Origin of the sequence: Pedobacter terrae, assembly GCF_900100705.1 — a bacterium.
Taxonomy (GTDB): Bacteria; Bacteroidota; Bacteroidia; order Sphingobacteriales; family Sphingobacteriaceae; genus Pedobacter; species Pedobacter terrae.
Map to the genome: position 1 here is coordinate 18891 of NZ_FNCH01000014.1, position 25778 is coordinate 44668.

The 25778-nt window shown below is 38.2% G+C and carries 18 protein-coding genes; 12 read left to right on the forward strand and 6 right to left on the reverse strand.

The window, feature by feature from the left end; translation table 11 throughout:
- The first annotated feature begins 202 nt into the window (after positions 1-202).
- A complete protein-coding gene (locus tag BLR60_RS16810) occupies positions 203-3232 on the forward strand; it encodes a SusC/RagA family TonB-linked outer membrane protein (protein ID WP_090501913.1) in 3030 nt (1009 codons plus the stop codon).
- A gap of 11 nt (positions 3233-3243) precedes the next feature.
- Positions 3244-4869 carry a RagB/SusD family nutrient uptake outer membrane protein gene (locus BLR60_RS16815; RefSeq protein ID WP_090501916.1) on the forward strand — a complete coding sequence of 542 codons (1626 nt, stop codon included), beginning with the start codon at positions 3244-3246 and terminating at the stop codon, positions 4867-4869.
- 193 nt (positions 4870-5062) lie between these two features.
- On the opposite strand, the gene BLR60_RS16820 is transcribed toward BLR60_RS16815, so the two are convergent.
- Entirely contained in the window at positions 5063-5593 is a 531-nt protein-coding gene (locus tag BLR60_RS16820) for an OmpA family protein (RefSeq protein WP_090501918.1), read from the reverse strand.
- A 178-nt stretch (positions 5594-5771) separates the two neighbouring features.
- Between BLR60_RS16820 and BLR60_RS16825 the strand changes: the two genes are divergently transcribed.
- Positions 5772-6542, forward strand: coding sequence for an SDR family NAD(P)-dependent oxidoreductase (locus BLR60_RS16825; RefSeq protein WP_090501919.1), 771 nt, complete (start codon positions 5772-5774; stop codon positions 6540-6542).
- Position 6543: 1 nt separating this feature from the next.
- Here the strand turns inward: BLR60_RS16825 and BLR60_RS16830 are convergent, their stop codons facing one another.
- Both BLR60_RS16830 and BLR60_RS16835 read right to left on the reverse strand, forming a co-directional pair.
- On the reverse strand, positions 6544-8355 hold the full coding sequence (locus BLR60_RS16830) for a glycoside hydrolase family 15 protein (RefSeq protein WP_090501921.1): 1812 nt from the start codon (positions 8353-8355) through the stop codon (positions 6544-6546).
- Between the two features lie 89 nt (positions 8356-8444).
- The gene (locus BLR60_RS16835) at positions 8445-9143 is read right to left on the reverse strand and encodes an NUDIX hydrolase (protein WP_090501923.1); all 699 of its coding nucleotides are present in this window, start codon (positions 9141-9143) and stop codon (positions 8445-8447) included.
- Between the two features lie 160 nt (positions 9144-9303).
- Here BLR60_RS16835 and BLR60_RS16840 point away from each other — a divergent pair, with 160 nt between their 5' ends.
- Genes BLR60_RS16840 through BLR60_RS16850 form a run of 3 tightly spaced genes read left to right on the forward strand, consistent with a single transcriptional unit; the run spans position 9304 to position 13242 of the window.
- The gene (locus BLR60_RS16840; RefSeq protein WP_090501925.1) at positions 9304-10365 is read left to right on the forward strand and encodes a UDP-glucose--hexose-1-phosphate uridylyltransferase; all 1062 of its coding nucleotides are present in this window, start codon (positions 9304-9306) and stop codon (positions 10363-10365) included.
- Positions 10366-10377: 12 nt separating this feature from the next.
- The gene (locus BLR60_RS16845; RefSeq protein WP_090501927.1) at positions 10378-11529 is read left to right on the forward strand and encodes a galactokinase; all 1152 of its coding nucleotides are present in this window, start codon (positions 10378-10380) and stop codon (positions 11527-11529) included.
- A gap of 36 nt (positions 11530-11565) precedes the next feature.
- The gene (locus BLR60_RS16850; protein WP_090501929.1) at positions 11566-13242 is read left to right on the forward strand and encodes a sodium/sugar symporter; all 1677 of its coding nucleotides are present in this window, start codon (positions 11566-11568) and stop codon (positions 13240-13242) included.
- A 183-nt stretch (positions 13243-13425) separates the two neighbouring features.
- Here BLR60_RS16850 and BLR60_RS16855 read toward each other — a convergent pair whose 3' ends face one another.
- Both BLR60_RS16855 and BLR60_RS16860 read right to left on the reverse strand, forming a co-directional pair.
- Complete coding sequence (locus BLR60_RS16855) at positions 13426-14676, reverse strand: Na+/H+ antiporter (protein WP_090501931.1); 1251 nt, start codon at positions 14674-14676, stop codon at positions 13426-13428.
- A 132-nt stretch (positions 14677-14808) separates the two neighbouring features.
- A complete protein-coding gene (locus BLR60_RS16860; RefSeq protein ID WP_244155685.1) occupies positions 14809-15129 on the reverse strand; it encodes an RNA recognition motif domain-containing protein in 321 nt (106 codons plus the stop codon).
- Positions 15130-15263: 134 nt separating this feature from the next.
- Between BLR60_RS16860 and BLR60_RS25220 the strand changes: the two genes are divergently transcribed.
- From BLR60_RS25220 to BLR60_RS16880, 4 genes are all read left to right on the forward strand, one after another.
- The gene (locus BLR60_RS25220) at positions 15264-17327 is read left to right on the forward strand and encodes a sialate O-acetylesterase (RefSeq protein ID WP_244155686.1); all 2064 of its coding nucleotides are present in this window, start codon (positions 15264-15266) and stop codon (positions 17325-17327) included.
- Between the two features lie 440 nt (positions 17328-17767).
- A complete protein-coding gene (locus BLR60_RS16870) occupies positions 17768-20278 on the forward strand; it encodes a beta-L-arabinofuranosidase domain-containing protein (RefSeq protein ID WP_090501935.1) in 2511 nt (836 codons plus the stop codon).
- Positions 20279-20350: 72 nt separating this feature from the next.
- A complete protein-coding gene (locus BLR60_RS16875; RefSeq protein WP_090501937.1) occupies positions 20351-21214 on the forward strand; it encodes an OmpA family protein in 864 nt (287 codons plus the stop codon).
- Between the two features lie 456 nt (positions 21215-21670).
- On the forward strand, positions 21671-21904 hold the full coding sequence (locus tag BLR60_RS16880; protein WP_090501939.1) for a hypothetical protein: 234 nt from the start codon (positions 21671-21673) through the stop codon (positions 21902-21904).
- 30 nt (positions 21905-21934) lie between these two features.
- Here BLR60_RS16880 and BLR60_RS16885 read toward each other — a convergent pair whose 3' ends face one another.
- Complete coding sequence (locus BLR60_RS16885) at positions 21935-23788, reverse strand: PAS domain-containing sensor histidine kinase (protein ID WP_090501941.1); 1854 nt, start codon at positions 23786-23788, stop codon at positions 21935-21937.
- 264 nt (positions 23789-24052) lie between these two features.
- Between BLR60_RS16885 and BLR60_RS16890 the strand changes: the two genes are divergently transcribed.
- Together BLR60_RS16890 and BLR60_RS16895 are read left to right on the forward strand one after the other, a co-directional pair.
- On the forward strand, positions 24053-24682 hold the full coding sequence (locus BLR60_RS16890; protein WP_090501943.1) for a Crp/Fnr family transcriptional regulator: 630 nt from the start codon (positions 24053-24055) through the stop codon (positions 24680-24682).
- Between the two features lie 452 nt (positions 24683-25134).
- Positions 25135-25704 carry a UbiX family flavin prenyltransferase gene (locus BLR60_RS16895; protein ID WP_090501945.1) on the forward strand — a complete coding sequence of 190 codons (570 nt, stop codon included), beginning with the start codon at positions 25135-25137 and terminating at the stop codon, positions 25702-25704.
- Positions 25705-25778 lie beyond the last annotated feature (74 nt).

The window sequence follows — 25778 nt, forward strand, 5'->3', positions numbered from 1 at the left end:
GTAACGATTTAACCCCTACTTATTACTGTATTACCCCTCACTTCGCTGCGGTTTTATCATTACTTTGCCGTAATCAAATCATTCTTATTCATGCATAATTTACACAATCGGTCAGATTAAATATTTGATAAAATATTTTTGACAGGCTACCCTTTTGAATTCCTTTGTGATTCAATTATTCACTAACCAATAATCTTAAAAAATGAAAAAAAAACTACTGGCCACTTCTAAGTGTGCGGTAATGTTTTTGTTTGCGCTAGTCCTATTCTTAGGTAAATCAAACAACTCAATTGCACAAACAAACACTCAAATCTCAATTTCTGGAAAAGTAAAAGATAATAAAGGCAATCCGATTCCTGGTGCCTCCATCAATGTTAAGGGAACTTCTCAGGTGGTGGCCAGCGATGCCAATGGGAATTTCAAAATATCAGCTCAAAATGGAGAAAGTTTAGTTATTACTTTCATCGGTTACGTTACCCAAACCATTTTAATTAATAACCAAACACAGTTTAATATTACCCTTGCCGAAGATTCCGGTAAAAGTTTAAATGATGTTGTGGTTATTGGTTACGGTACTCAAAAAAGATCAGATGTTACCGGATCGATCGTTTCTGTACCTAAAGCACGGTTGTCGCAATTACCCGTAACGAATGTTCTTCAATCAATTGAAGGCGCAGTAGCAGGGGTAAATATTACCACTACGTCATCTGTGCCGGGAAGTCAACCTAACTCGCTTATCCGCGGACAAAATTCGATAACAGCAAGTGCCGGACCATACGTAGTAGTTGATGGTGTACCACTAACTAAAACTGGAGGTTCATTAAACGACATCAACCCTAACGATATTGCGTCGGTAGAGGTTTTGAAAGATGCGAGTGCTACAGCAATTTATGGTACAAATGGCTCAAACGGCGTAATATTGGTTACCACGAAAAGAGGAACAACTGGTAAGCCGGTAATCCGCTATAACGGTTATGTGGGGATTGATAATATTGCCCATATTTTAACACCCAGAAGCGGCGCGGAATATCTTCAAAAGTATGCAGATTTTCTTAAACAAACCAATCAAACACAAACCAGGCCAGTTCCAAATATTGGCGAACTGCCCGCTTACAATGCCGGAACTACAACTGATTGGGTAGATGAGGCTACACAACAGGGTCAGATTCAAGATCATAACGTGAGTATATCTGGTGGATCGCCCGATGTTAAATACTTTATTTCGGGTGATTATTTAGATCAAAAAGGGGTGGTAAAAGGATACCAGTTCAAGCGTGTAAGTTTAAGATCCAACTTAGATGTAAACGTGACCAGTTTTTTAACCATCGGAACTTCGCTTTTTTTAACCAGCAATAATTTCGACGGCGGAAGAGCAAACTTATTATTAGCCACCGCAATGAGTCCTTACGGGCAGGAGTATAATTCAAATGGATCATATACCATCTACCCGATGAATCCTGAGCAGCTTTATACCAACCCATTGTTAGGCTTAAAAACCACACAGATTAATAGAACAACCAATATAAATGGAAACGGGTATGCCGAGGTAAAATTTCCTGGTGTTTTAACAGGTTTAAAATTTAGGCTAAATACTGGTTACACCTATTTTCCTGAAAGATCAGGTAGTTATGTAGGGCGTTTGGCAAATGATAATAATGGAACCGCAAGAAGTTATAATGCATCTACCAACAGTTATACCATAGAAAATATCTTAACCTACGCTAAGGATATTAAAAAGCATCATTTCGATTTTACGGCCTTATATAGTGCTCAGGAACGCAAATACAATTCAACCACGGCAGGTGCGGTTGGATTTATTAATGATGAATTAGGTTTGGATAACCTTGGTGCAGGTGCTACACAAACAAGTAATACCAACCGTGATAGATATGGGCTGAATTCACAAATGGGCCGTTTATTTTACTCCTACGATAGCCGGTATTTATTTACTTTAACGGCACGCAGGGATGGTTCATCCGTATTCGGAGCAAATACAACCAAGCATGGTATTTTTCCATCAGCGGCTCTTGGCTGGAATATTATGAACGAAAATTTTATGAAAAATGTTAAGCTCTTTAGCAATCTGAAATTAAGATTATCGTACGGTAAAACCGGAAACGAAGCGGTTGGTGTTTATAATACCATTACTAACGAAGTTTCTGCCCGCTCACCTTTTAATGGAGTGAGTACCATTGGGGTTATTGCAAATAATTTGGGTAATGTATTGTTGCAATGGGAAACTACCAAAACGGCCAATATTGGTTTAGATTTTGGCATACTCAATAACCGGATTACCGGTAGTTTGGAAGCTTACCAGAATAAAACAAGTGGTTTGTTACTGAACAGAAGTTTGCCCATTATTACAGGTTACTCAAAAGTTTTAGAAAATATTGGTAAAACAACCAATAATGGTTTAGAGCTCACATTGAATACTCAAAACTTTGCAGGAAAAGACTTCCGTTGGGAAACAATGTTTGTTTTTGCAGCCAATAAAAATAAAATCGACGACTTGTACGGCGATGGTAAAGATGATTTAGGAAACCGATGGTTTATCGGACAGCCCATTAATGTGGTTTATGATTACAAAATGACTGGGGTTTGGCAAACTGGCGAAGATGTTTCTAAGCAGGATCCAACAGCAAAGCCGGGTAGCTTAAAGTTTGCCGATTTAAACGGTGATGGAAAAATTACTGCCGACGACAGAACCATTCTCGGGCAAACTGCTCCGAAATGGACAGGTGGTATAACCAATACTTTTCATTACAAAAATATTAACCTAAGCGTATTTATTCAAACCGCGCAGGGTATAACCAGAAATAATCCAGACTTAACTTATGGTGATGAAACAGGAAGAAGAAATACCCCGGCAGAGATTGGTTATTGGACTCCTGAAAACCAAAGCCAAACCCGCCCGGCATTATCCTATAATAATACTTTAGGATATGGCTACGCATCTGATGCAAGTTATACCAGAATTAAAGATGTAACATTAAGTTATGTATTTCCGCAACATGTTTTAGACAAACTTCATCTAGGTAGTTTAACTGTTTATGCAAGTGGACGTAATCTGCACACCTTTACTAATTGGGTAGGTTGGGATCCTGAGCAAACCACTTATGGTAGAGGATCAGGAAATTCTGGTGCCAATCAACAGGCATTTGCGGCAGATTGGACAAATAACTATCCAATAACAAGAACTTTTGTTCTGGGTCTAAATGTTTCATTACGTTAATTATTATCATCATGAAAAAATATATAACCGTATTCGCATCTCTAACCGTATTATTTTTCGCCTTATCGTCTTGCAAAAAATCATATCTGGATGAGAAGCCTTTTTCTTTATATACGCCGTTAACGCTTACCGATTCACTTGGTTTCGAAGCCTCATTGGTCGGCTTGTACAACCACACCAGTACCATATTTTCCTGGTCTGATCAACAGGGCTGGCCAAGCGTGTGGCAGGTAGGTACCGATGTGGCCAATGCCACTAACAACCAGCAAGGAGTTGAAATTCCCTATTATAATTATGCAACTTTAACACCTACTGATGGTGGTTCAGCGCGAACCTGGAACAGGAATTATATTATGGTTAACCTAACCAATATCATTATCGATGGGATTGAAAACCCTTCGGTAACCAGTATCAGTGCAAAAGGTAAAAGTTTGGTTAGTGCCGAAGCGAAATTTTTTAGGGCTTATGCTTATAATAATCTTGCCACATGCTATGGTGGGGTTCCTTTAATTTTACACGCATTATCAGGTCCGAAAACCGATTTTGTTCGTGCTCCGCTAACCGATGTAAACAACCAGATTGTAAACGATCTGATTTATGCTTCAAGCAATTTGCCAGATATTGAAGCGGTGAAAACCAATACTAAGGGCAAAATGTATGGCAGAGCAAATAAATTTATGGCCATGCAGCTTCTAGCTGAGGTTTATCTTCGAATTGGAAAGCCAGATTTGGCTGAGCAACAGGCGCAAACCATTATTTCCAGTGGTAAATTTAGCCTGATAAAAGCACGTTATGGCGTTAAAACAAGTCAGGCTGGCGATTACTATTCGGATATGTTCCAGTATGGTAATCAACGAAGATCACAGGGCAATACCGAGGCTATTTGGGTATTAGAACAGGAAAATCCAACTGCGGTTGTGGGTGGTATTACCGATAATCCACAGCAAAGAAGGGTTTGGGGGGCTGCTTACTATAACATCGCAGGCATGGCTTTGGCCGATTCATTAGGCGGGCGTTCGGTTGGCAGGTTGCGCCTAAGTAACTGGGTACTTTATGGCTTGTATAAAGGAAATGATATTCGTAATTCACAATATAACATCCGTAGAAGATATTATTATAATGATCCAAATCCTACATATGCAGCTAGATATGGTAAGCAGGTTCCTTTTACAGGTCCTGATACATTGATTAATATTTGTCCAAGTACAACAAAATGGGGTGCCTTTGATCCTAATGATACATTTGGTTATGCCATGATCAAAGATTTCATTTTAATGCGATTAGGTGAAACTTATTTGTTATTGGCCGAAGCACAGGTTGCTCAAGGCAAAACAGGAGATGCCGCTACATCCATTAATGTATTGAGAACCAGGGCAGGTGCCGATCAGGTTACGGCTGCTCAAATGACTAAAGATTTTATTCTCGACGAAAGAGCCAGAGAGTTGATTGGCGAAGAAAATAGAAGAATGACACTAATGAGGACAGGAACTTTAGTAGAACGCGCGCTTAGGTTAAACTCGAATGATGCGTCTAAACCAATCACAGGTTTAACCACGAAAAACTTATTATTACCTATCCCGTTAACAGAAATACAGTTAAATAAAGATGCAGTACTCACTCAAAACCCAGGTTATTGAGGTATTTAGATAATTTCGCTCCACAGGTCTTAATAGATTTGGGGAGCTTTTGTTTATTCGGTATAACCGCCAAGTTTAGTGAAGTCTGTCTATTGGAACGGTGTCGAAATACGGAAACAATTCAAAATACGATTGCATAAAAAAGGCCATGGAAATTAAACCATGGCCCTTTTCATATTTAATGTTTTAATACCTACTTCTGAACCTTTATTTCAGTTCTCCTGTTCAGAATTCTTCCTTCTTCGCTGTCATTGCTGCTAATAGGGTTTTTATCACCATGGCCAACAACAGTAAAGTTATTTCCATTTAAACCAGCATTTATAAAGTACGATTTTACCGCATTTGCGCGGTCTATAGAAAGTTGCATATTGTGTTCGGGCGTGCCTTCAGCAGATGAATAACCATTGAGAACAAATTTTGTATCCGGCGATTTTTTCATCTCTGTAACCGCTTTATCCAGAATAGGGAACGATGATGTTTTAAGTACAAATGAATTAAACTCAAATTGGATATTATCTAAGTTAAAGTTCGGTTTTTCAGGCGGAGCAGGAGCTTCTTCCTTTTCTGGTACCGGCGCTGGTTTTTTCTCCTCTGCTGGTGGTGCTGGTTTCTCAACAGGTGGCGGAGTAGGTTTTGCAGCCAGTTTTTTGGTTTTGCAAGAATACATGGTTAGCGTAAACAACGCTAGGAGCGTGGTAAATAAAAGATTTTTGGTAATGTTCATGTTTTAAGATTAATTTATTTTATTGTGTGTTTGTTGCCCAAACATACTAATAAATGATTATAGCTATAACGATGTTTTTTTTAAGAACTTATATTTTATGCAATAATCCTTTTAATTTACTTCAATTTTACGCAAACATATTTACATCAATTTCCTTTATTTAGTATAATATTTTAATATGGATCGTTTTGAAAACAAAATTGCTTTAATTACTGGAAGCAGTCAGGGAATTGGTGCCGCATGTGCCTTAAGGTTGGCCAAAGAGGGTTGTAATATTATTTTAAATGGTCATAAATTTGACGAGCGTGGCGAAAAACTGATAGCAGAAATACAAGACATGGGCAGAAAGGCAGCTTTTTTGGAAGCCGATTTAAGTAAAGCCGATGCAGCCACAAAATTGATAACCGACGCCGTAGGGGTATTTGGACATTTAGATATTTTGGTCAATAATGCGGGCGTGGAAAAAAATGCCAGTTTTTGGGAAGTTACCGAAGAAGATTATGACCTCATTATGAACACAAACTTAAAAGGTGTTTTTTTTAGTATCCAGTCATTTGTAAATTACTGTAGAAAAAGTAAAATAGCTGGAACTGTAATCAATATGAGTTCTGTTCACGAAGAAATCGCATTTCCTAATTTTGCTGCCTATTGCGCCAGTAAAGGAGGCTTAATGATGCTGACCAGAAACCTTGCTTCAGAATTAGCCCAGTTTAACATCAGGATAAATAATGTAGCGCCAGGGGCTATTTCAACGCCTATTAATGATGATTTATTGAACGATAAAAAACAACTGGAAAAAGTATTGCAAAATATTCCATTAAAGCGGATGGGGAAGCCGGAGAATGTAGCTGCAGTAGTCGCTTTTCTTGCTTCTGATGATGCCGCTTACGTAACCGGATCAACCTATTATGTGGATGGGGGATTAACCTATCATTACGAAGAACAATAGGCTAACCGGTTTCGCGGCTCAGTTGTTTATTAAGCTCTACAGCCGCACTAATTAAGGCCAGGTGTGTAAAAGCCTGGGGAAAATTACCAAGGTGTTCGCCTTTTTGCCCCAGTTCTTCGCTAAAGAGTAAAAGATGGTTGGAATAACCGATCATCTTTTCGAAATTTTCAACCGCACGTTCCAACTCTCCACTTTTGGCCAATGCTTCAATAAACCAGAACGAACACATGTTGAAAGTGCCTTCTTCGCCCTCCAATCCATCTATTTTAGTCATGCCGTTTTTATAACGGTAAACTAATACATCAAGCAGTAATTCTTCATCGATTGCTTTCATGGTCGAAAGCCAGCGGGGTTCCAATGGTGAGATAAAATGTGTTAACGGCATCAGCAAGGCACTGGCATCTACATGTGTAGCACCCTTATACTGAACCCATGCACCTAATTTTTCATTCCAGAAATTATGATAAATATCTTTGTAAATTTCACTGCGGATACCGTGCCATTCCTGCTCCGGATAAGGGAATGATCGGTTTTCGGCAATTTTAATTGCCCTATCCATCGCTACCCAGCACATTAAACGTGTGTGTAGGAACTCCTTTTTCTCATTCCTGATTTCCCAGATGCCGTGATCGGGTTTTTTCCATTGTTTGATTACACATTGAACCTGTTTTTCAATCAATGTCCAGAATTCATAAGTAATTGGTTTGTGCGATTTGTTATAAATGTAAACCGTATCAATCAGTTCTCCATAAATATCAATTTGTAATTGACTGGCTGCTTCATTACCAATGCGTACAGGCTTCGACGAAAGGTAACCTTCAAACTGATCGGCTTCTATTTCCTTTATTTTCGCACTACCATCAATCTGATACACCAGTTGTAAGTCTATTTTCTGACAAAGGTTAAATATCCAGTCCATAAATGCCGTAGCTTCGTCAAAAAAGCCAAGCCTTAAAAATGCGTACATGGTAAAAGCCGCATCCCTGATCCAGGTAAAACGGTAATCCCAGTTACGGTTTCCGCCGATCGTTTCAGGCAATCCAAAAGTAGGTGCGGCCACTACCGAACCAAATTCTGCCGAGGTAAGTAACTTTAAGGTAATTGCCGATCTCCTGATAATATCATCATAACGGCCTTTATATGTGGTCTGGTTGATCCAATCCCGCCAGTAATCTACGGTTTTGCGGTAACCATGTTCTTTATAATGGGCTAAACCAGCTGCAACTTTATCATCTTCAATAATTTCCATAATGATGTGCGCCGTTTCTGATTCCTTTAGCGTAAATTCAGCATAACCAGTACCTTTTTCAATATGTAAAGGCACATCCGCTTTTAGCTTTAAGGTCAGTTTTTCAGTTTTGGAAAAAAAAACCAGTTCGTCATTTTCATGCTGAACCGTGTGTTTACTTTTGGTATAGCCAAAAGCGGGTACGCAGAAAACCTTAAAAGTAATGTTGCCCCTAATGGATTTGATCTGCCGCACGATAGCACTAGGAAAATCAGTTTCCTTCGATAATGGCATGTAATCGCTAAGCTCTGCGATGCCCTGTTCGGCGAAAAAACGGGTAAGCAGAACTGCTGTTCCAGGTAGATAAAGTTGCTTGCTGGTAAAGTCTTCAAGCTGTGGTTCAACCGAGAAATAACCTCCCTTTTCCGAATCGAGCATGGAGGCAAAAACGGTGGGCGAATCGAATTTTGGTGCACACAAAAAATCTATCGAGCCCTTTAAGGAAACCAGCGCTACAGTTTTCAGGTTGCCGATAACGCCATAGTTTTCTATTGGCTGGAAAGGTCTTTTTTTATGCTTTGCCATATTTAAGGTACAATTTACCTAAGCAAAGGAATAAGGCTTCGCTTTTGTTTTACTCTTATGCACTAAGTGTTGCAAAAGCCGAAGATAAGCTACACTTTTAAGTTGGGTACCAGGTTTAAAAAAGCCTGCGAATTGGCGTGATACTTCTTCTTATCTAATTTAAAATAGAATGCACCTTTTTTAGAGCCTGTTTTGTCTTTTTCAGGCAGTTTAATTAATAGCCCTGTGGAGGTTATTTTACGACTAAAATTTCTCGTATCTATTTTAGTATCATTTACCTCTTCAAAAAGGATGTGTAATTGCGGAATAGTGAATTTTTTGGGCAGCATTTCGAACAATATAGGATGAAGTGCCGCTTTATACCTTAATTTTTTTCGGGCATCAGCCACCATTTGGTTGTGATCGAAAATAAGTTTAGGCCGCTCGTTGATCAAAAACCACTCGGCCTCATAATCATCATTTAACTGCGCCTCATATTTGTGGATATCAATAAGGGCGAAATAACCCACAGAAAGTGTTCTTTCAATCGGGTCGCGATGAGGTTCGCCATAAATCTGCATCTGCTCGAGATAAACGCCTTCTAAACCCGTCATTTTTTTGAGTACCCTATTTGCTGCATCATCCGGACTTTCGTCAGGACCTACGAAACCGCCCATTAAACTCCATTTGTTTATTTCGGGTTCTAAACCCCGTTTCACCAACAGAATTTTAAGGTGTTCTCCATCAAATCCAAATACGATGCAATCAACAGCAACAAGATAATGTGGCTGCCTGGAATATTCAATCATTTTTAATTAGGGTTTAAAGGGCTTAATATGTTTAAATTTTCACGAAAATAAAAATTAATATTAATTGTCTTTTTGACAATTAATATTAATTTTATAATTTGGCGCATTAGATAGGAGGGCTATGTGGCTTTCTTTTTTCTAACCAGTTGAAAAATATAAAATGAACCAAACATTCGAACTTGACAGTAATCCGCATACCCGGCTCAATATATTAACCGGCGAGTGGGTTTTAGTATCACCACACCGTACCAAGAGGCCATGGCAGGGTAAAGTTGAAGACATTACACCAGACAACCGTCCGGAATATGACCCTAAATGTTATTTATGCCCGGGAAACGGTAGAGCAGACGGCGATAGCAATCCGGCTTATACCGAGAGCTTTGTTTTTAACAATGATTTTGCCGCTTTGCTACAGGATACACCAGCTGGCGAAATGAATGAAAGTGATTTGTTGGTAGCCAACAACCAGCGTGGGCTTTGCAGAGTAATCAGCTTTAGTCCTAAGCATAATCTAACACTTCCTGAAATGAGTGTAGAAGCCATAACGGCTGTGGTTAACGTCTGGCAGAAAGAATTTAATAGTCTGGCTGAGAACGATTGGATTAAATATATTCAGATTTTCGAAAATAAAGGCGAAATAATGGGCTGTAGCAACCCACATCCACATGGTCAGATCTGGTCGCAGGGCGATGTGCCTTTAGAGATTGCCAAAGAAACCGATCGTCAGAAAACTTACTACGCCATCCACAGAAGAAGTTTACTTGCTGATTATTTAAAGCTGGAACAAACGAAAAAAGAGCGTATCATATTTGAAAATGATCATTTTGCCATATTGGTTCCTTTTTGGGCAGTTTGGCCTTATGAGACGATGATCATCAGCAAAAGGCATGTTAACAGTATTAAACTTTTTACTGATGCAGAAAAGAAATCGTTAGCCGAAGCCATTAAAGTGCTCACCACAAAATACGATAACCTCTTCGAAACCTCTTTTCCATATTCGGCAGGTATGCACCAGACACCTGTAAACAATGGTTATTATCCGGAATGGCATTGGCATATGCATTTTTATCCGCCATTGTTGCGCTCAGCGTCGGTTAAAAAATTTATGGTAGGTTACGAAATGCTAGCTAACCCTCAGCGCGATATTACACCTGAGTTTGCCGCAAACCGATTGAAAGAAATGTCTACTATACACTATAAAACCAGCAAGGCTGAAGACTAAAATTATTAGATAATGAATGCTCAAGATTTAAAAACTACGTTTCAAAGACTTTTCAATGCCGAGCCCATTTTGGTTCGTTCGCCGGGAAGAATTAATATTATTGGTGAACACACTGATTACAATGGTGGTTTTGTGATGCCGGCAGCTATTGATAAAGCCATTTACGTAGCCATTTCAAAAAGAGAAGATGATGAAATTCATTTATTTTCAGAGAGTTATCAGCAATTCGATATTTCATCGGTAAAAAGCTTAAATAAATCTGAAAATAGCTGGGCAAACTACATTTTAGGTGTAGCAGATCAATTAATAGAAAGAGGTTACCGCCTGGGTGGTTTCAATTTTTATATTGATGGCGATGTACCATTGGGCGCGGGTTTATCTTCATCGGCAGCAGTAGAGTGTGCTACGGGTTTTGCGCTAGATCAACTTTTTTCGCTTAATGTACCTAAAATGGATGTTGCGTTAATTGCACAAAAGGCCGAACAGACTTTTGCAGGTGTTAACTGTGGTATTATGGATCAGTTTGCCTCGGTATTTGGCAAAAAAGATCAGGCTATTATGCTCGATTGCCGATCGATGAAACACATTTACATCCCTTTAAAATTAGATGGCTATAAGCTTTTACTTTTAAATACGAATGTAAAACATGCCCTTGCCGATTCGGCTTACAATACAAGAAGAGCCCAATGCGAGCAGGGTGTAGCCTGGGTAAGTGAGCATTATCCCAATGTAAGTACCTTGCGTGATGTAGATCTCAGTATGTTGGAAGCGCATGTTAAGCCAAAAGATGAAGAAGTATTTACAAAATGCAGTTTTGTAGTCAAAGAAATAGGGCGTTTACTAACAGCTGCAGAACAACTGGAAAATGGTAATTTGCAGGGTTTAGGAAACCTGATGTTCGAAACACACGAAGGTTTAAGCAAAGATTACGAAGTAAGCTGCAAGGAGCTGGATTTTTTGGTTGAGGCGGTTAAACCACTGGATTACGTGTTGGGTGCCAGAATGATGGGTGGTGGCTTCGGCGGTTGCACCATTAATATTGTTAAAGAAGAAAAAATTGCAGATTTAATCGAAGAACTGTCTTCTAAATATTTATTGCAATTTGGCCTTAAGTTAGATTCATATACTGTTCAAACCGATAATGGAACCAGTTTATTCAATTAAAGTTTAAACATCCAATTTATATCAACCAATAAATAAATGAAAAACAATTTATTAGACACGAAGGATTACATTGTATTTGCAATTTACTTCGTTATTGTAGCTGCTTACGGGCTCTACATTTACAACAAGAAAAAATCAGAATCTACGGGTTCTAAAGATTATTTTCTGGCTGAAGGTTCTTTAACCTGGTGGGCAATCGGCGCATCTTTAATCGCATCGAACATTTCTGCAGAGCAGTTTATCGGCATGAGCGGTTCAGGTTTTAAAATGGGATTGGCCATTGCCACCTACGAATGGATGGGCGCACTTACCTTGGTGGTGGTAGCCGTATTTTTTATTCCGGTTTATCTGAAGAACAAAATAGCCACGATGCCACAGTTTTTGCATCAGCGTTATAACGGTACAGTAGCCATGATTATGGCTGTTTTCTGGTTATTGCTCTATGTTGTGGTAAACTTAACTTCTATTCTTTACTTAGGTGCTTTAGCTGTAAGTAGCATTTCTGGTTTTGATCTGAATTTCTGTATGTATGCTATTGCTGTTTTTGCGATCATCATTACACTGGGCGGAATGAAAGTAATTGGTTATACAGATGTAATCCAGGTGTTTTTCTTGATTTTAGGTGGCTTGGCCACAACTTATCTGGCTTTAAACCTGGTTTCTACACACTATGGTACGAGCGGTATTTTTGAAGGTTATAGTTTAATGACTTCTAAAGCTTCAGAACATTTCCACATGATCCTAAAGCCTGATAACGAAAATTACATCGATTTGCCAGGTTTAAGTGTTTTAATCGGCGGTATGTGGATCGTAAATCTAAACTATTGGGGCTGTAACCAGTACATCACACAACGTGCTTTAGGCGCCAATTTAGAAACTGCCCGTGGCGGTATTCTTTTTGCTGCTTTCCTAAAACTGCTAATGCCTATCATCGTGGTATTACCTGGTATTGCCGCTTATGTATTGTATAAAGATGGTGCCTTCCAAGCAGAAATGTTGCAGAATGGATCTGTAAATCCAGATCGCGCTTATCCGGTATTGTTAAACTTGCTTCCTGCCGGATTAAAAGGTCTTTCATTCGCGGCATTAACTGCTGCGGTTGTAGCTTCTTTAGCAGGTAAAGCAAATAGTATTGCTACTATTTTTACTTTAGATATTTATAAAAAAGTGTTAAAAACAGATGCTACAGAGAATAATCTGGTAGCCACCGGTAAGATTTCTATCGTTGTAGCGATGATTCTTGGTGTATTAATTGCGCCTCATTTAGGGATCGATAAAAAAGGTGGATTTCAGTACATTCAAGAGTATACAGGGTTTGTATCCCCCGGTATTTTTGCGATGTTTATTTTAGGTTTCTTCTGGAAAAGGACAACATCAAGTGCGGCACTATTTGCAACAATTGGTGGTTTCGGTTTGTCTATTTTACTTAAATTCTTACCTATAATAACAGATCTTTCCTGGTTGTCAGGCATGGGGTTCTCTGTTAAAAATGCAGATGGGGTTTACGAAATTCCATTCTTAGACCGGATGGGATTTGTATTTGTATTCTGTATGTTAGGTATGGTAATGATCAGTTTGGCCAGCAACAAAGAGAAGGCTGAAACTAAAGGTTTGGCTATTGATGCTAAAATGTTTAAAACGACTACCAGTTTTGCAGTCGGCGCTTTAATCATCATCGGCTTATTGGTGGCACTTTATAGCGTATACTGGTAAGCTAGAATTGATAGCAATGAAAAGGGATAAGATCAATAGATTTTATCCCTTTTTGCTTTTAAATTTAGCTTCAACGATAGAGTCTGCTCTAAAAGATCCTGAAACACGTTCAGGATGAAGATTTTCATTAAATTGAGCCTTAATGTCCTTAACAGTTATTTTATGATTTACGCTAAGAATCAGTTATTTATCCTCAGTAGCCAGTTTCTTCACCAACCAGGGTAAAGAAAGCCCCTGCCCGATAAGGGTAAACAATACCACCACCACCGAGATAAAGATAATGGCATTTCGTTGCGGAAATGCACTTCCATCAGATAAAGTAGTGGGTAGACCAATTGCAATCGCCAGCGAAACAATGCCTCTCATGCCAGACCAGCTAATGATCAGGCTATTTTTAAAGTCCAGCAGCGCATCCGCTGTAATGCGATGTTTCCCTTTCTGAAAAGCTTTTTGAAGATTAAATTTTTGTGAGAAAACACGTCCCATTCGCAATAACAACGCGACTACGGTAATTACAAGCGAATAACCTATATAAGGCAGGATATCAGCACCGCTAATGTTTTTATATACGTAAGGGAACTGTAAGCCAATTAATATAAAAATGAGCCCATTTAATAAAAAGATAATAATGTCCCAGATGTTTTTCGATTGATTTTTAAGCTGCTCCGGAAATACCTTGTTGCTAAACCTTGATATCCCAAGACCTAAAATAACTACCGCAATAACGCCAGAAACCTGTAGCTCTTCGGCAATTAAGTAGGTAACAAAGGGCATTAATAACATAAAGCTTATAGTTGCCAGTCTATTATTATGAATCCGCTTAACAATAAATGCTAAAATTGTCGACATCACCAGGCCTGTTAAAAATCCACCAGCCATTAAAACGACAAATTCAAGTGATGCTTTCCAAAACACAAAAGCTGTTCCCGTTACAGCGGCTACGGCAAAACGATAAGCTACCAGTGCAGAAGCATCATTAACCAAACTCTCACCTTCTAAAATGGTATTGGTTTTATGAGATAAACCAAGGCCCTTTGTAATACTCATGGCAGCAACGGCATCAGTAGCAGAAAGGATGGCACCTAATACAAAAGATAGCGGCCAACTCATCCCCGGAATCAGATAATGCGCAACTACGGCAATGCCAACTGCGGTGATAAAAACCAGCGAAATAGCGAGGGTAGAAATGGTATTGATATTGGTTTTAAATTCCTTAAATGAAATGTTAAACGCAGCATCATAAAGCAATGGTGGTAAGAATATCAAAAATATAATGTCGGGATTAATATCAATTGGTGGTAATGATGGTACAAAACCAACTGCAACTCCGGCAATAATCAGTAAAATAGGATAGGGGATTTTAATTCGGTCTGCGATGCCAGAAAGGCCAATCATTACAGCTAAAATAAATATTACAATGGCATAATTTTCCATATCTGTAGATCTGAAATAAAGTTTATGGTAAAGTAATCTTTACTGTAGGATGAACAAACAAGAAAGATTGCTGGTTACTGATAGCAATTGCAGCCAGATTATTAAGAATTTTAGTAAAAACCAGCTAAATGATTAGCGTTGTAGCCTGGGCCTTTTACTTTTAAAAGGTTGGTTGGGATTAGGTTTAGGCTTTGCCGCTTTTGCACCGCTTTCCTCTTCAGATATTTTAACCGTAATTATATTACCTCTAAAGGTTTCGCCATTTAAAGTAGATACGATATTTTTAGCATCGGGCAGGCTGTAAATTTCCAGAAATGCGTAGCCTTTACATTTGCCTGTAGCCCTGTCGCGAACTACCTTAATTGTTTCAACCCTACCATGAAGGCTAACCAATATTGCCAAATCCATTTCTTGGATATTGTCAGGAAGGCCACCTATGAAAATCTTAACCATTAATTTTTTTATTTGAGAGAACATTGATGGCCATCATATTAAAGCGGCGTTGTTCTTTTAGGCTTGCAAAATAAGTAAAATGATGCGTTTACCCAAAATAATTGTATGAATTTTATCCCTTTTTGCAATAAATCTTGGGAGAAGCAGACCATCATATTGATGTTGACTGCTATAAAACGTACATTCGTTTTCTAATCATCAAAAACAGGTTAACATATGAGCATCCACAGGCTGGGCACTATACTCCTCGTAGTCGCATTACTTTTATATCTCCATTTACACAGGCTAAAATTCTGTTGCCTTCAGTGTTTGGCAATAATATGGTTTTACAGCAGAAAACGAATGCCGCGATCTGGGGCAAAGCAGCCGTAGGTAAAGCCGTTAAAGTGATGGTTTCCTGGAATAAAATTAATTATGGTGCTATTGCCGATGCCAATGGTGACTGGAAACTTAAAGTAGCAACGCCAGGTTACGGAGGTCCATATACCATCACCATATCGGATGGAGAATTGTTGGTGCTTAATAATGTATTAATTGGCGATGTATGGATCTGCTCAGGTCAGTCGAACATGGAAATGCCACTGGCAGGTTGGGGCAAAATCCTCAATAGCGAAAAAGAAATTGCAGCAGCCAATTATCCTAACATCCGTTTATGGCAGGCAGAACATATTACCAGTAATTTTCCACTTAACGATGCCAAAGTGGCCAATGGCGGTTGGCAGGAATGTAGCCCGAAATATATTGCTGAATTTTCTGCTACCGCATACTTCTTTGCACGCGAAGTGTATGAAAAAACTAAAATTCCTATTGGCCTGATCCACTCTTCATGGGGAGGAACAATTGCTGAAGCCTGGACGAGTGCCGAATCATTAAAAAAGATGGCAGATTTTTCTGCAGCAGTTGATCAGGTACAGAAATTGGCTAAAAATCCATCTGCAATTTCTGATGAGGAAAGATTGCTAAATTGGGTCAAAATCACTACAGATAAAGATTCCGGGAATCAAAATGGAACCATGAAATGGGCATTGCCGGAGAGTGGTAATTGGAAAAGTATGACTTTGCCAACCTTATGGGAAGATGACGCACTTAAAGATTTTGACGGTGTGGTTTGGTTTACAAAAAAGGTGATCATCCCTGAAGATTGGAAAACTGAGGGAGTAAAACTTAATTTAGGCACTATTGACGATAATGACATAAGTTTTATTAATGGTGTAAAAGTTGGTGAAACAACAGGGTATAATGTAGAAAGAATATATGATGTACCCGCTAACTTGCTCAAAACAGGCGAAAACATCATTACGGTTAGGGTTTTTGATAGTGGTGGCGGCGGCGGATTATATGGTCATGCAAAGGATTTAAATTTAACTAATGGCACTGAAAAAATTTCTTTAGCTGGCGAATGGAAATACAAAGTCGGTTTGGATTTTAAAAATATTGCGCCTAAGCCATACGAAGAAAACGGCCCTAACCGACCAACAGTTTTGTACAATGCCATGATCCATCCTTACCAGCAATTCGCCATTAAGGGGGCTATCTGGTATCAGGGAGAATCTAATGCCGGTAGGGCTTACCAATATCGGACGTTGTTTCCAACAATGATAAAAGATTGGCGACAGAAATGGGGGCAGGGCGATTTTCCTTTCTATTTTGTGCAGTTGGCTAATTATATGCAGATTGATAATACACCATCAGCATCTGCATGGGCAGAACTAAGGGAGGCACAGCAAAAAACACTTGCTCTGCCAAATACAGGAATGGCAACCATCATTGATATTGGCGATGCAAAAGATATTCATCCCAAAAATAAACAGGAGGTGGGTAGAAGATTGGCATTAATTGCTTTGGCTAAAACATATGGCCAAAAAGTAAACTATTCAGGGCCTGTTTATCAATCAAATAAAATTGAAGGAAAACAGATGCTTTTAACGTTTGGTAATAGCGGAAATGGATTAAAAACCGCAGATGGTGGGGTGCTAAAAGGTTTTGCAATTGCTGGCGCAGATCAGAAGTTTTATTGGGCCAAAGCAAGTATCAAAGGGAACCAGATTATCGTCAGTAGCGATCAGGTGGCCAATCCGGTAGCGGTTCGTTATGCATGGGGAAACAATCCGGTTTGTAACCTCGTGAGTAATGATGGCTTACCTGCTTCACCATTTAGAACAGATACCTGGCAGGGGATAACCTTTGGCAAAAAATAAATTTCCTACACCTTTTCTACAACCCCCCCAACAATTTATCCTGCATATGTTGTTGGGGCCTTTATTTGTTTAATATTTGGTTAATAACCTGAACTCAATAATTATTTAAATTAAAGACTGTCTTATAAACGACCCATACCTGACCGATTCGTCATGCTGAACTTGTTTTACAAGTAGAAATAATATTTTCAACGGCCTTGTAGCTACTTCGTGGTCAGCATCTTTTTAACTGGAAAGACCCAGAAATGAATTCGCTAGCTATCGGATCAGGGTGACGGCCGCCAGATCAAAAAGCCGAAATAAGCTATTGAAAGGCATTATTAATAATCGAACTCTGGTTAATATTATTATTATTGATTCCGATTTTGACTAAATCGTTTTATTAATCGGATGTATTTGTTAGTTTTACCTTAATAAGTAGCTAACCAAATCATCCTTTTATGAAGCGCGCAATAACCTTTTTATATATCCTGTTACCAGGTTTATCTATTCAACACTTACAAGCCCAAAGTTTAACCGAGTTTAATAAAACGCCTTTAAAACAGCATGTTTATGTGCAATTGCCCATAGGCAGTATTAAAGCCAGAGGTTGGTTATTAAAGCAGTTGGAACAACAGAGAGATGGAGCAACAGGGATGGCCGAAGAGCTGTATCCGGAAAAAGATAACCTGGGTAAAAATACCGATTGGCTGGGTGGAGAAGGCAGTAGTTGGGAGCGCGTACCCTACTATGTTAAAGGTTTGGTGGCATTGGCCTATACTTTAGATGATCCTATGCTAAAAGCGAAGGCACAAAAATATATCGATTGGACTTTAAATAATCAACAGGCTAACGGATTATTTGGTCCGCAGAAAATGAATGACTGGTGGCCGCGCATGCCAATGATGTATGCGCTGCAAAGCTACTATGAGGCCACAAACGATAATAGGGTTATTCCATTCCTCTCCAAATATTTTAAATATGAACTCGATAACCTTGATGCCAATCCGCTAAGTGAATGGGCTAAAGCCAGAGCTGGCGATAACATGGAAATTGCCATTTGGCTATATAATAAAACCGGCGAAAAGGATTTATTAAAGCTTGTAGAAAAATTAAAACAACAAGCCTACCCCTGGATTGATATTTACACCAACAACGGATTTTACTTTTTCGGTGACGATTTTCAGCCAAAACATATGGTTAACGTCGCTCAGGCACTAAAATTCCCCGTAGTTTATGCACAACTTCAAGATCTTCCTGTTAACCTTCAGGCATTTTCTAAAGGCATCAATCATATTATGCACGACCATGGTCAGCCAGAAGGTTTAGGTTCCGGAACAGAGTTTCTGGCAGGTACCGGCAGCATGCAAGGTGTAGAAACCTGTACCGTAGTAGAATGGATGCAGAGTTTAGAAACGGCAGCAAAGGTTATCCACGAAGTGAAAATTGGCGATCAGTTAGAAAAAGTGGCTTTTAATGCCTTGCCTGCCCAGTTTAGCCGGGATTTTAAAAACCATTCTTATTATACTTTACCCAACCAGGTGCAGAGTATCCATGGCGGACACGGATTTAATCAGGATTATAGCACAGGTATTGTTTCCAGTCCATATTCAGGCTTTGGATGCTGTCGCTATAATATGCACATGGGCTGGCCTTATTATGTGAAAAATAGTGTAGTGGCCACGCCAGATAAAGGTTTGGCCGTAATTACCTATGGCCCCATGGAAATAGAAACAGTAGTTGCCGGGAATAAAAAAGTTAAAATTACAGAAGAAACCAATTATCCTTTCGGAGAACAGATCAGGTTAAGAGTAGGGCTCGCTGCACCTGTATCTTTTCCATTGATTTTAAGAATTCCAGCCTGGAGTGTAAAACCGAGCATCAAACTAAATGGAATTGTTTTAAATGGTGTAAAAGCTGGAGAAATGTTTACCGTAACCCGCAAATGGGAAAATAAGGATCAATTAGAACTTAACTTTCCTATGGAAGTTACTACGAATACACAGGTAAACAATTCTGTAAGTGTAGAACGTGGACCGATTGTTTACGCACTGGAAATTAAAGCCATAAATAAGGTTACTAAAACACATGCTGTTACAGGCTTTACAGATTATGAAATACACCCCCAATCGGCATGGAATTATGGCTTAATGATCGATAAAAGTGGTTTGACTAATGTTAATTTGCTCCAATCAAAAATGCCCGATAACCCGTTTATAGCAGCGAATGCACCGCTTAAAATAAAGGTACTGGCAAAAAGGATTCCATCATGGGGCTTAGATTACAATAAGATGGCTGCTTTTGATGTACCATTTGGCCCAATTGCATCGGCAGAAAAGCCGGAGGAAATTACCCTGGTTCCATATGGATCAGAAAATATCCGCTTAAGTTGCTTCCCCGTAATTGGTGAACCCAAAAAGGGAAACAAAACTTTGGTCGAAAACTTTGATCACGGAATGGCCAATAACTGGGTTTTTTATGGTGGTGGCTGGTTTTGGAAAGATGGTCAGATGAATGTTTCCTCAAATCCGGGTTCCGGTGGTTATGGTATAAATGGATCTAAATACGTAGCTAACGGAACAGATTTTAAAGATTTTATTTATCAGGCCGATGTTAAAATCAATACCACAGGTGATGCTGGTTTAATGTTCAGGGTTGCTAAGCCGGCTATAGGACCAGATGCTTACCAGGGATACTATGTGGGTCTAGATCAACTTAATGGAACCATAGTGTTTGGGAAAGCTAACGGGCAAAAATGGACAGTAATACGTTCAGAAAAATACCCTGTCGAAATGAATAAGATATATACCTTAAAGATTACTGCCAAGGATACTAAATTTGATATTTTTATAAATGGATCTCCTAAACCAGTACTTTCAGCATCAGATGATCAATATCAATCGGGCAGTATAGGATTAAGAACATATAAAGCATTGGCCAGCTTCGATTCAGTGAAAATTAACACCTTTTAACACCCTTATCTGGCCATTTAAACTTTACGGCAAGAAATTTGTTAATGCAGTAATAATAAATAAAGTAATATTATGAAATTATACAAATCAATTCCCATAATGCTCTTTACCGTGGCACTTGCTGCAGGTTGTGTAAGTAATAAGAAATACGCCGAACTTCAGGATACTTATTCGAAGTTACGTGAAAGAAATCAGGAGCTCAGCAATAAATATCAGGATAGTCAGCGCGAGCTTAGCGGAACTTCCAGCAGGGTTAAAAGCTTAGAAGAGCAGATTGCATCAGAAAAAGCCAACGTAACAGCATTGCAAGATGCCTTAAACAAATGTTTAAACTCGAGTAGCCAGGGAAATGTTAATATTTCAAAGCTGGTTGATGAGATAAATAGTTCGAACAAATACATCAAACAATTGGTTAATGCCAAAAACAAAAGCGATTCGCTTAATATGGTCTTAACAAATAACTTAACACGTTCATTAAGCCGCGAAGAATTAGGAGATGTTGATGTACAGGTACTTAAAGGTGTAGTGTATATCTCGTTAGCTGATAACATGTTATATAAATCAGGTAGTTATGAAGTATCAGATAAAGCTGGTGAAACTTTGAGTAAAATTGCCAAGATTATTAAAGATTACGACACTTATGATGTGTTGATAGAAGGTAATACCGATAATGTGCCAATTGCGCAAACAAATATCCGTAACAATTGGGATTTGAGTGCATTACGTGCTTCATCTGTTGTACAGGTATTACAGAACAAGTATGCTGTAGATCCTAAACGTTTAACCGCTGGTGGACGTGGAGAGTTTAATCCAATTGCAGATAATGCAACCCCAGCCGGAAAAGCTAAAAACAGACGTACACAGATTATCATCACGCCTAAATTAGATCAGTTTATGGATCTGATTGGGAAAGCGCCTGAACAATCTCAAAAATAGAGTTCAAATTAATGAATGATATAAAGGGCTGGAATTTTTAATTCCGGCCCTTTTTAGTATAAAAGTGTTAAAAACATCTGTGCCTGATTTGGTTGCTTTGCAAAGTTAGTTCTGTTAAGATAGATCTCTCCCCGCCTGATAAAGTGGCAGGTCTGTCGGTACAGAGCGCACTTCGCATGGTTGCGGTCGAGATGCCGGCCATTATATTGGGATCTGTCAGTAGTAGCTCAAACAAAACCTGCTCATTTGGATATCATGTTGATCAGGCAATATTGAATTGTACAGCATCAGAAAAAAAAGTAAATTATTACTGACATAGGGGAAAAAATAAATCGTCATTTTCCTTTGTTAAGTCGTATTGGTAACAAAATATAATGCTCGCGGCAATAGATTATGCTAAAAAATGTTAAATGTATTCATAATTATACAAAAATTAGCTATTATTGCTCATTATTTATGGAAAGAAATTTTATAGCAGAGGAGATAAGAAAGGGAGATATTACGCAAATTGACTTTGAAAACGGACAAGGAATCATCATTGATGAAAATGGCCAGGATATACATTTTCAATTAGGAGATGTAGATGATCAGATTACTTTAAATTCAAAAATAACTTTTGAAATTGAATTACACGAACGCGGCCTGATGGCGGTTAACGTTAAATTAGAAAGGGAGGAAGTAAAGGTTTGATTTTCTTGACTAAACAGATTCTAATTAGCTTTATGGGTGAGTAGAGGCGGGCAAACTGAAATAAAATGTAGAACCCTTTCCCAATCTGCTTTCTACCCATATTTTTCCATCGTGTCTTTCAATTATTTCAGCACAAATATATAACCCGACTCCAAATCCTGCAATTGTTTTGGTATCAGTGCTCTCTACGCGATAAAAACGGTCAAAAAGCCGCGGTATATCATTTTCTCTAATGCCTATACCTTCGTCCTCTACACTTACAACAAGGTAATTATTTTGTATTTCGCATTTTATTGCAATTAAAGTTTCTTTTTTGGAGTATTTTGCGGCGTTGCCAATCAGGTTACTAATTACATTGCCAATTTTTTCCATATCGGCGTAAACGTATAATTCTTCCGGACCGATTACCTGGATAAAATGACTTGGCGAAACCATTCTGCTTTCTTCCGTAATGGCTTTAATCAGTTCGATAAAATTAAAAGCTGTTTTGTTCAATAATATTTTACCAGATTCCAGTAGGGAAACGTTTAAAAAACCATCAATCATTAACGCCATTTTTTTTAATTGAACATTTATCTTATCAAGTATCTGAGCGTGAAAGCTATTATCTGTTTCTTTGAGTTTATGTTGTAAAAGCTGTACATAGGCACTTAAAGAGGTTAAAGGCGTTTTAAGCTCATGACTTACCATACCGATAAAATCATTTTTTCTTATTTCATCCTGCTTGTGCTCTGTAATATCCAGAACAGCACCTGCTATATAAATTGCTTTTCCGTCCTCGTTATAATAAGCCTTTCCTGCAGTTCTTATCCATCTGCGCTTTGCACTGGAGCCTTTCAGAATAATCTGGTATTCGATGTTGAAAGCGTCGCGGTTGTGTAGCGCACGTATTATCCCTCTGGTAAGATGCCCCATATCCTCAGGGCAGATCATAGATTTGGCTTCTTCTATATCTAACCTGTTGTCCTCAAGTTCATAGATCTGTTGTGCCCTTTCGGATAACAGTATCTGTTTTTGCGCCAAGTCGATATTCCATGAGCCCATTTCAGAGGCATCCATCGCTATTTTCAAAATGTCTTTAGCTTTAAGCAATTCCTTTTTAAAGTTTACCTGCTCGGTAATATCCTTTATAATCACTAAAATTCGGGTTACTTCGTTTTTGTCATTTTTTAAAGGTTCGTAAAGGGCGATAAAATAGCCATCTGATACTGGCGAGGACAGTTTCAGTTCATTGATCGTTAAAGGTTGTTTATTTTTGAAAATATCTTTTACACGTTTTACATGAGATTGTTGGATATCGAATTCCGGCCTTGCCTTTTCCAGAGGTACTCCGATTACTTCTTTTCTGCTTTTGCCCCAAATTTTTAATATATTATCATTCGCATACTCTGTAATCAGTTCCGGGCCTTTTAACACGCACATCCCTAAAGGCGCTTGTTCAAAAAATCCCCTAAAACGTGTTTCACTTTCCGAAAGTTCAAATAAAATCCGCTCCAGGTCATTTTCGTCCATTGGGATTTCCCTCAGCGAGCAAATGAGATACTCAACCGGGCGATCGTTTTGTAATACCGGCGAAAATTCCAATTCCCATTTTACGTTTGGTGAGTTGGAATAAATAGGATGGATCATCAGAAGCTGCTTAGCCTTAAGTTCACTCACTTTTTGAACTGTGTTAATCAAATTAACTTTTTCAGCATCAGATATGAGATTGGGAATAATATCGGTGTCTAAGAATTTTGATTTTCCACCAACACGTGCTATTAAAGCCTGGTAAGCATCATTATGTGCAACAACCACTAGTATGGGCTTTATCTTAAAAATGACTACCGGGCTTGTAGAATGTTTTAATAATGCCTTTAAGAATGGTGAAGCTAAATCTATCATAAATCGGAGATGACTCTTTCTCAAATATAATTGTTAAACAATTAATTCCAACTGATTTAGTAGGAATTTATAATATTTATCATACATAAGGGTATAGATTATAAGGTGATTGATTTTTAATGGCTTGTGCTCATTTTTTAATTTGAAACAATGAACAATTATCAATAAAACATTTTCAAATAAATCGATGTTTGAAAAATGATAGTAAATATTTCGTTTGTTCTTCTTTAGAACTTTAGTAGCAGTTGCATAACAGATAAGATCATGAATCCCGAATTTAACTATAATACCCACGAAAAGTGGTTGCCATTCGATGGTTTTTCACCGCTGATTACCATTTTTAAATCTTTTCACGATTTAAACCCAGCGATGGAATTGATCATCAATAATGAAACTTTTCCAGTTAACTTTAAAAAGAATAAATTTATTTCATCGCCCTTACACCTCGATCAGTACGTGTATCTTATTAATAAGGGCGTAACAAGAGGATATATTAAAGATGATAATAAAGAGATTACCATGTGGATGGCTAAAGAAAATGAGTTTATAGGAAGCGTGAGTAATATCTGGAATACGAACAATGCTTTAGAAGAATATATACAGGCTTTGGAAGATGTTATTGCTGTTGCAATTCCGCATACCATGTCAGAAAAATTATATTTAAATTATCAAATTGCGAACTACATTGGTAAAGAAGTGGCGCAACTCCACTATCTTCAAGCATCCGAGAGGGCATTTATTTCGCGACTACCTTCAGCAGAGAAAAAATATATCCGCTTCATTAAATCCTACCCAAAATTAGTAGAACGCATTCCGCTAAAATATATCGCATCGTTTTTGAATATGCGGTTAGAAACATTAAGTCGGATTAGATCTAAACTTGCTATATTATAAGAAGTTCATAACTGTTAGTTGTAAAAGATTTGCTGAATATTTATAAAAATGCATGGGTAATGATGTTAGGACAATATCAAAAAAATGTAAATTTTATGATATAAAGATTCAATGAAAACTTCAGATTCGGTCATTATCCGCGGATATAGTATTATTTATAATACAAAATTACTCTTATTTTTATTAAAAAATACGTCTATTTAAGTGGTAAAAAAGTTTTTGATAAATTTTATTTAAAATTATTAATCTGATAATCAGTATTTTGTATTTTATTTTTTATTAATTTAGCTAATTTGGAATATTTAACGTTTCACATTTATATTATTTTAAAAATTTATATATATTTGTTCTTACCCTTTCGAGGGTATGTTTTTCATAGGTAGATGTAGGGTCAGAACATTGTTCTGGCCCTTTTTTGTTTTAATGGATTTAGATAGACTATTTTTGTGGTTATGATGAAAAAGAAAGTAATTGTGGCGGTTACAGGCGCTAGTGGTTCTATATATGCAAAGGTTTTGTTTGATCAGTTACTAAAATTAAAAGACCAGATTGAAGCCGTGGGTGTAGTAATGAGCGATAATGCAAAAGCAGTTTGGCAGTTCGAGCTGGGGAACCAGGATTACAACCATTTTAAAGAATTTACATTTTATAACAAAAACGACTTTAATGCACCTTTTGCATCAGGATCTGCAAAATACGATACCATGATCATTATCCCCTGCTCAATGGGAACCTTGGGTAGGGTAGCACATGGCATATCTAATGATTTGATTTCAAGAGCGGCAGATGTGGTATTAAAAGAACGTAGAAAATTAATAGCTGTAGTAAGAGATACTCCATTTAGTCTGATTCACATTAACAATATGAAAACGGTTACTGAAGCCGGAGGAATCATTTGTCCAGCCAACCCATCTTTTTACAGTTTGCCCCAAACCATAGAAGAAGTTGCCGGAACGGTAGTGAGCAGGGTATTGGACCTGGCAGGTTTCGAACAGGAAAGTTACCGGTGGCAGGAAAAATAGTTTTCAGTTTGCAATTCTCAGTTTGTAGTCAACTGAAAACTTAAAATTGCCAACTCCTTTGTTAATAGACTGTA

Bases quoted from the DNA above. Each gene is read 5' to 3' on its own strand.
- BLR60_RS16810 (WP_090501913.1), top strand. From the start codon at position 203: ATGAAAAAAAAACTACTGGCCACTTCTAAGTGTGCGGTAATGTTTTTG.
- BLR60_RS16815 (WP_090501916.1), top strand. From the start codon at position 3,244: ATGAAAAAATATATAACCGTATTCGCATCTCTAACCGTATTATTTTTC.
- BLR60_RS16820 (WP_090501918.1), bottom strand. From the start codon at position 5,593: ATGAACATTACCAAAAATCTTTTATTTACCACGCTCCTAGCGTTGTTT.
- BLR60_RS16825 (WP_090501919.1), top strand. From the start codon at position 5,772: ATGGATCGTTTTGAAAACAAAATTGCTTTAATTACTGGAAGCAGTCAG.
- BLR60_RS16830 (WP_090501921.1), bottom strand. From the start codon at position 8,355: ATGGCAAAGCATAAAAAAAGACCTTTCCAGCCAATAGAAAACTATGGC.
- BLR60_RS16835 (WP_090501923.1), bottom strand. From the start codon at position 9,143: ATGATTGAATATTCCAGGCAGCCACATTATCTTGTTGCTGTTGATTGC.
- BLR60_RS16840 (WP_090501925.1), top strand. From the start codon at position 9,304: ATGAACCAAACATTCGAACTTGACAGTAATCCGCATACCCGGCTCAAT.
- BLR60_RS16845 (WP_090501927.1), top strand. From the start codon at position 10,378: ATGAATGCTCAAGATTTAAAAACTACGTTTCAAAGACTTTTCAATGCC.
- BLR60_RS16850 (WP_090501929.1), top strand. From the start codon at position 11,566: ATGAAAAACAATTTATTAGACACGAAGGATTACATTGTATTTGCAATT.
- BLR60_RS16855 (WP_090501931.1), bottom strand. From the start codon at position 14,676: ATGGAAAATTATGCCATTGTAATATTTATTTTAGCTGTAATGATTGGC.
- BLR60_RS16860 (WP_244155685.1), bottom strand. From the start codon at position 15,129: ATGGTTAAGATTTTCATAGGTGGCCTTCCTGACAATATCCAAGAAATG.
- BLR60_RS16870 (WP_090501935.1), top strand. From the start codon at position 17,768: ATGAAGCGCGCAATAACCTTTTTATATATCCTGTTACCAGGTTTATCT.
- BLR60_RS16875 (WP_090501937.1), top strand. From the start codon at position 20,351: ATGAAATTATACAAATCAATTCCCATAATGCTCTTTACCGTGGCACTT.
- BLR60_RS16880 (WP_090501939.1), top strand. From the start codon at position 21,671: ATGGAAAGAAATTTTATAGCAGAGGAGATAAGAAAGGGAGATATTACG.
- BLR60_RS16885 (WP_090501941.1), bottom strand. From the start codon at position 23,788: ATGATAGATTTAGCTTCACCATTCTTAAAGGCATTATTAAAACATTCT.
- BLR60_RS16890 (WP_090501943.1), top strand. From the start codon at position 24,053: ATGAATCCCGAATTTAACTATAATACCCACGAAAAGTGGTTGCCATTC.
- BLR60_RS16895 (WP_090501945.1), top strand. From the start codon at position 25,135: ATGATGAAAAAGAAAGTAATTGTGGCGGTTACAGGCGCTAGTGGTTCT.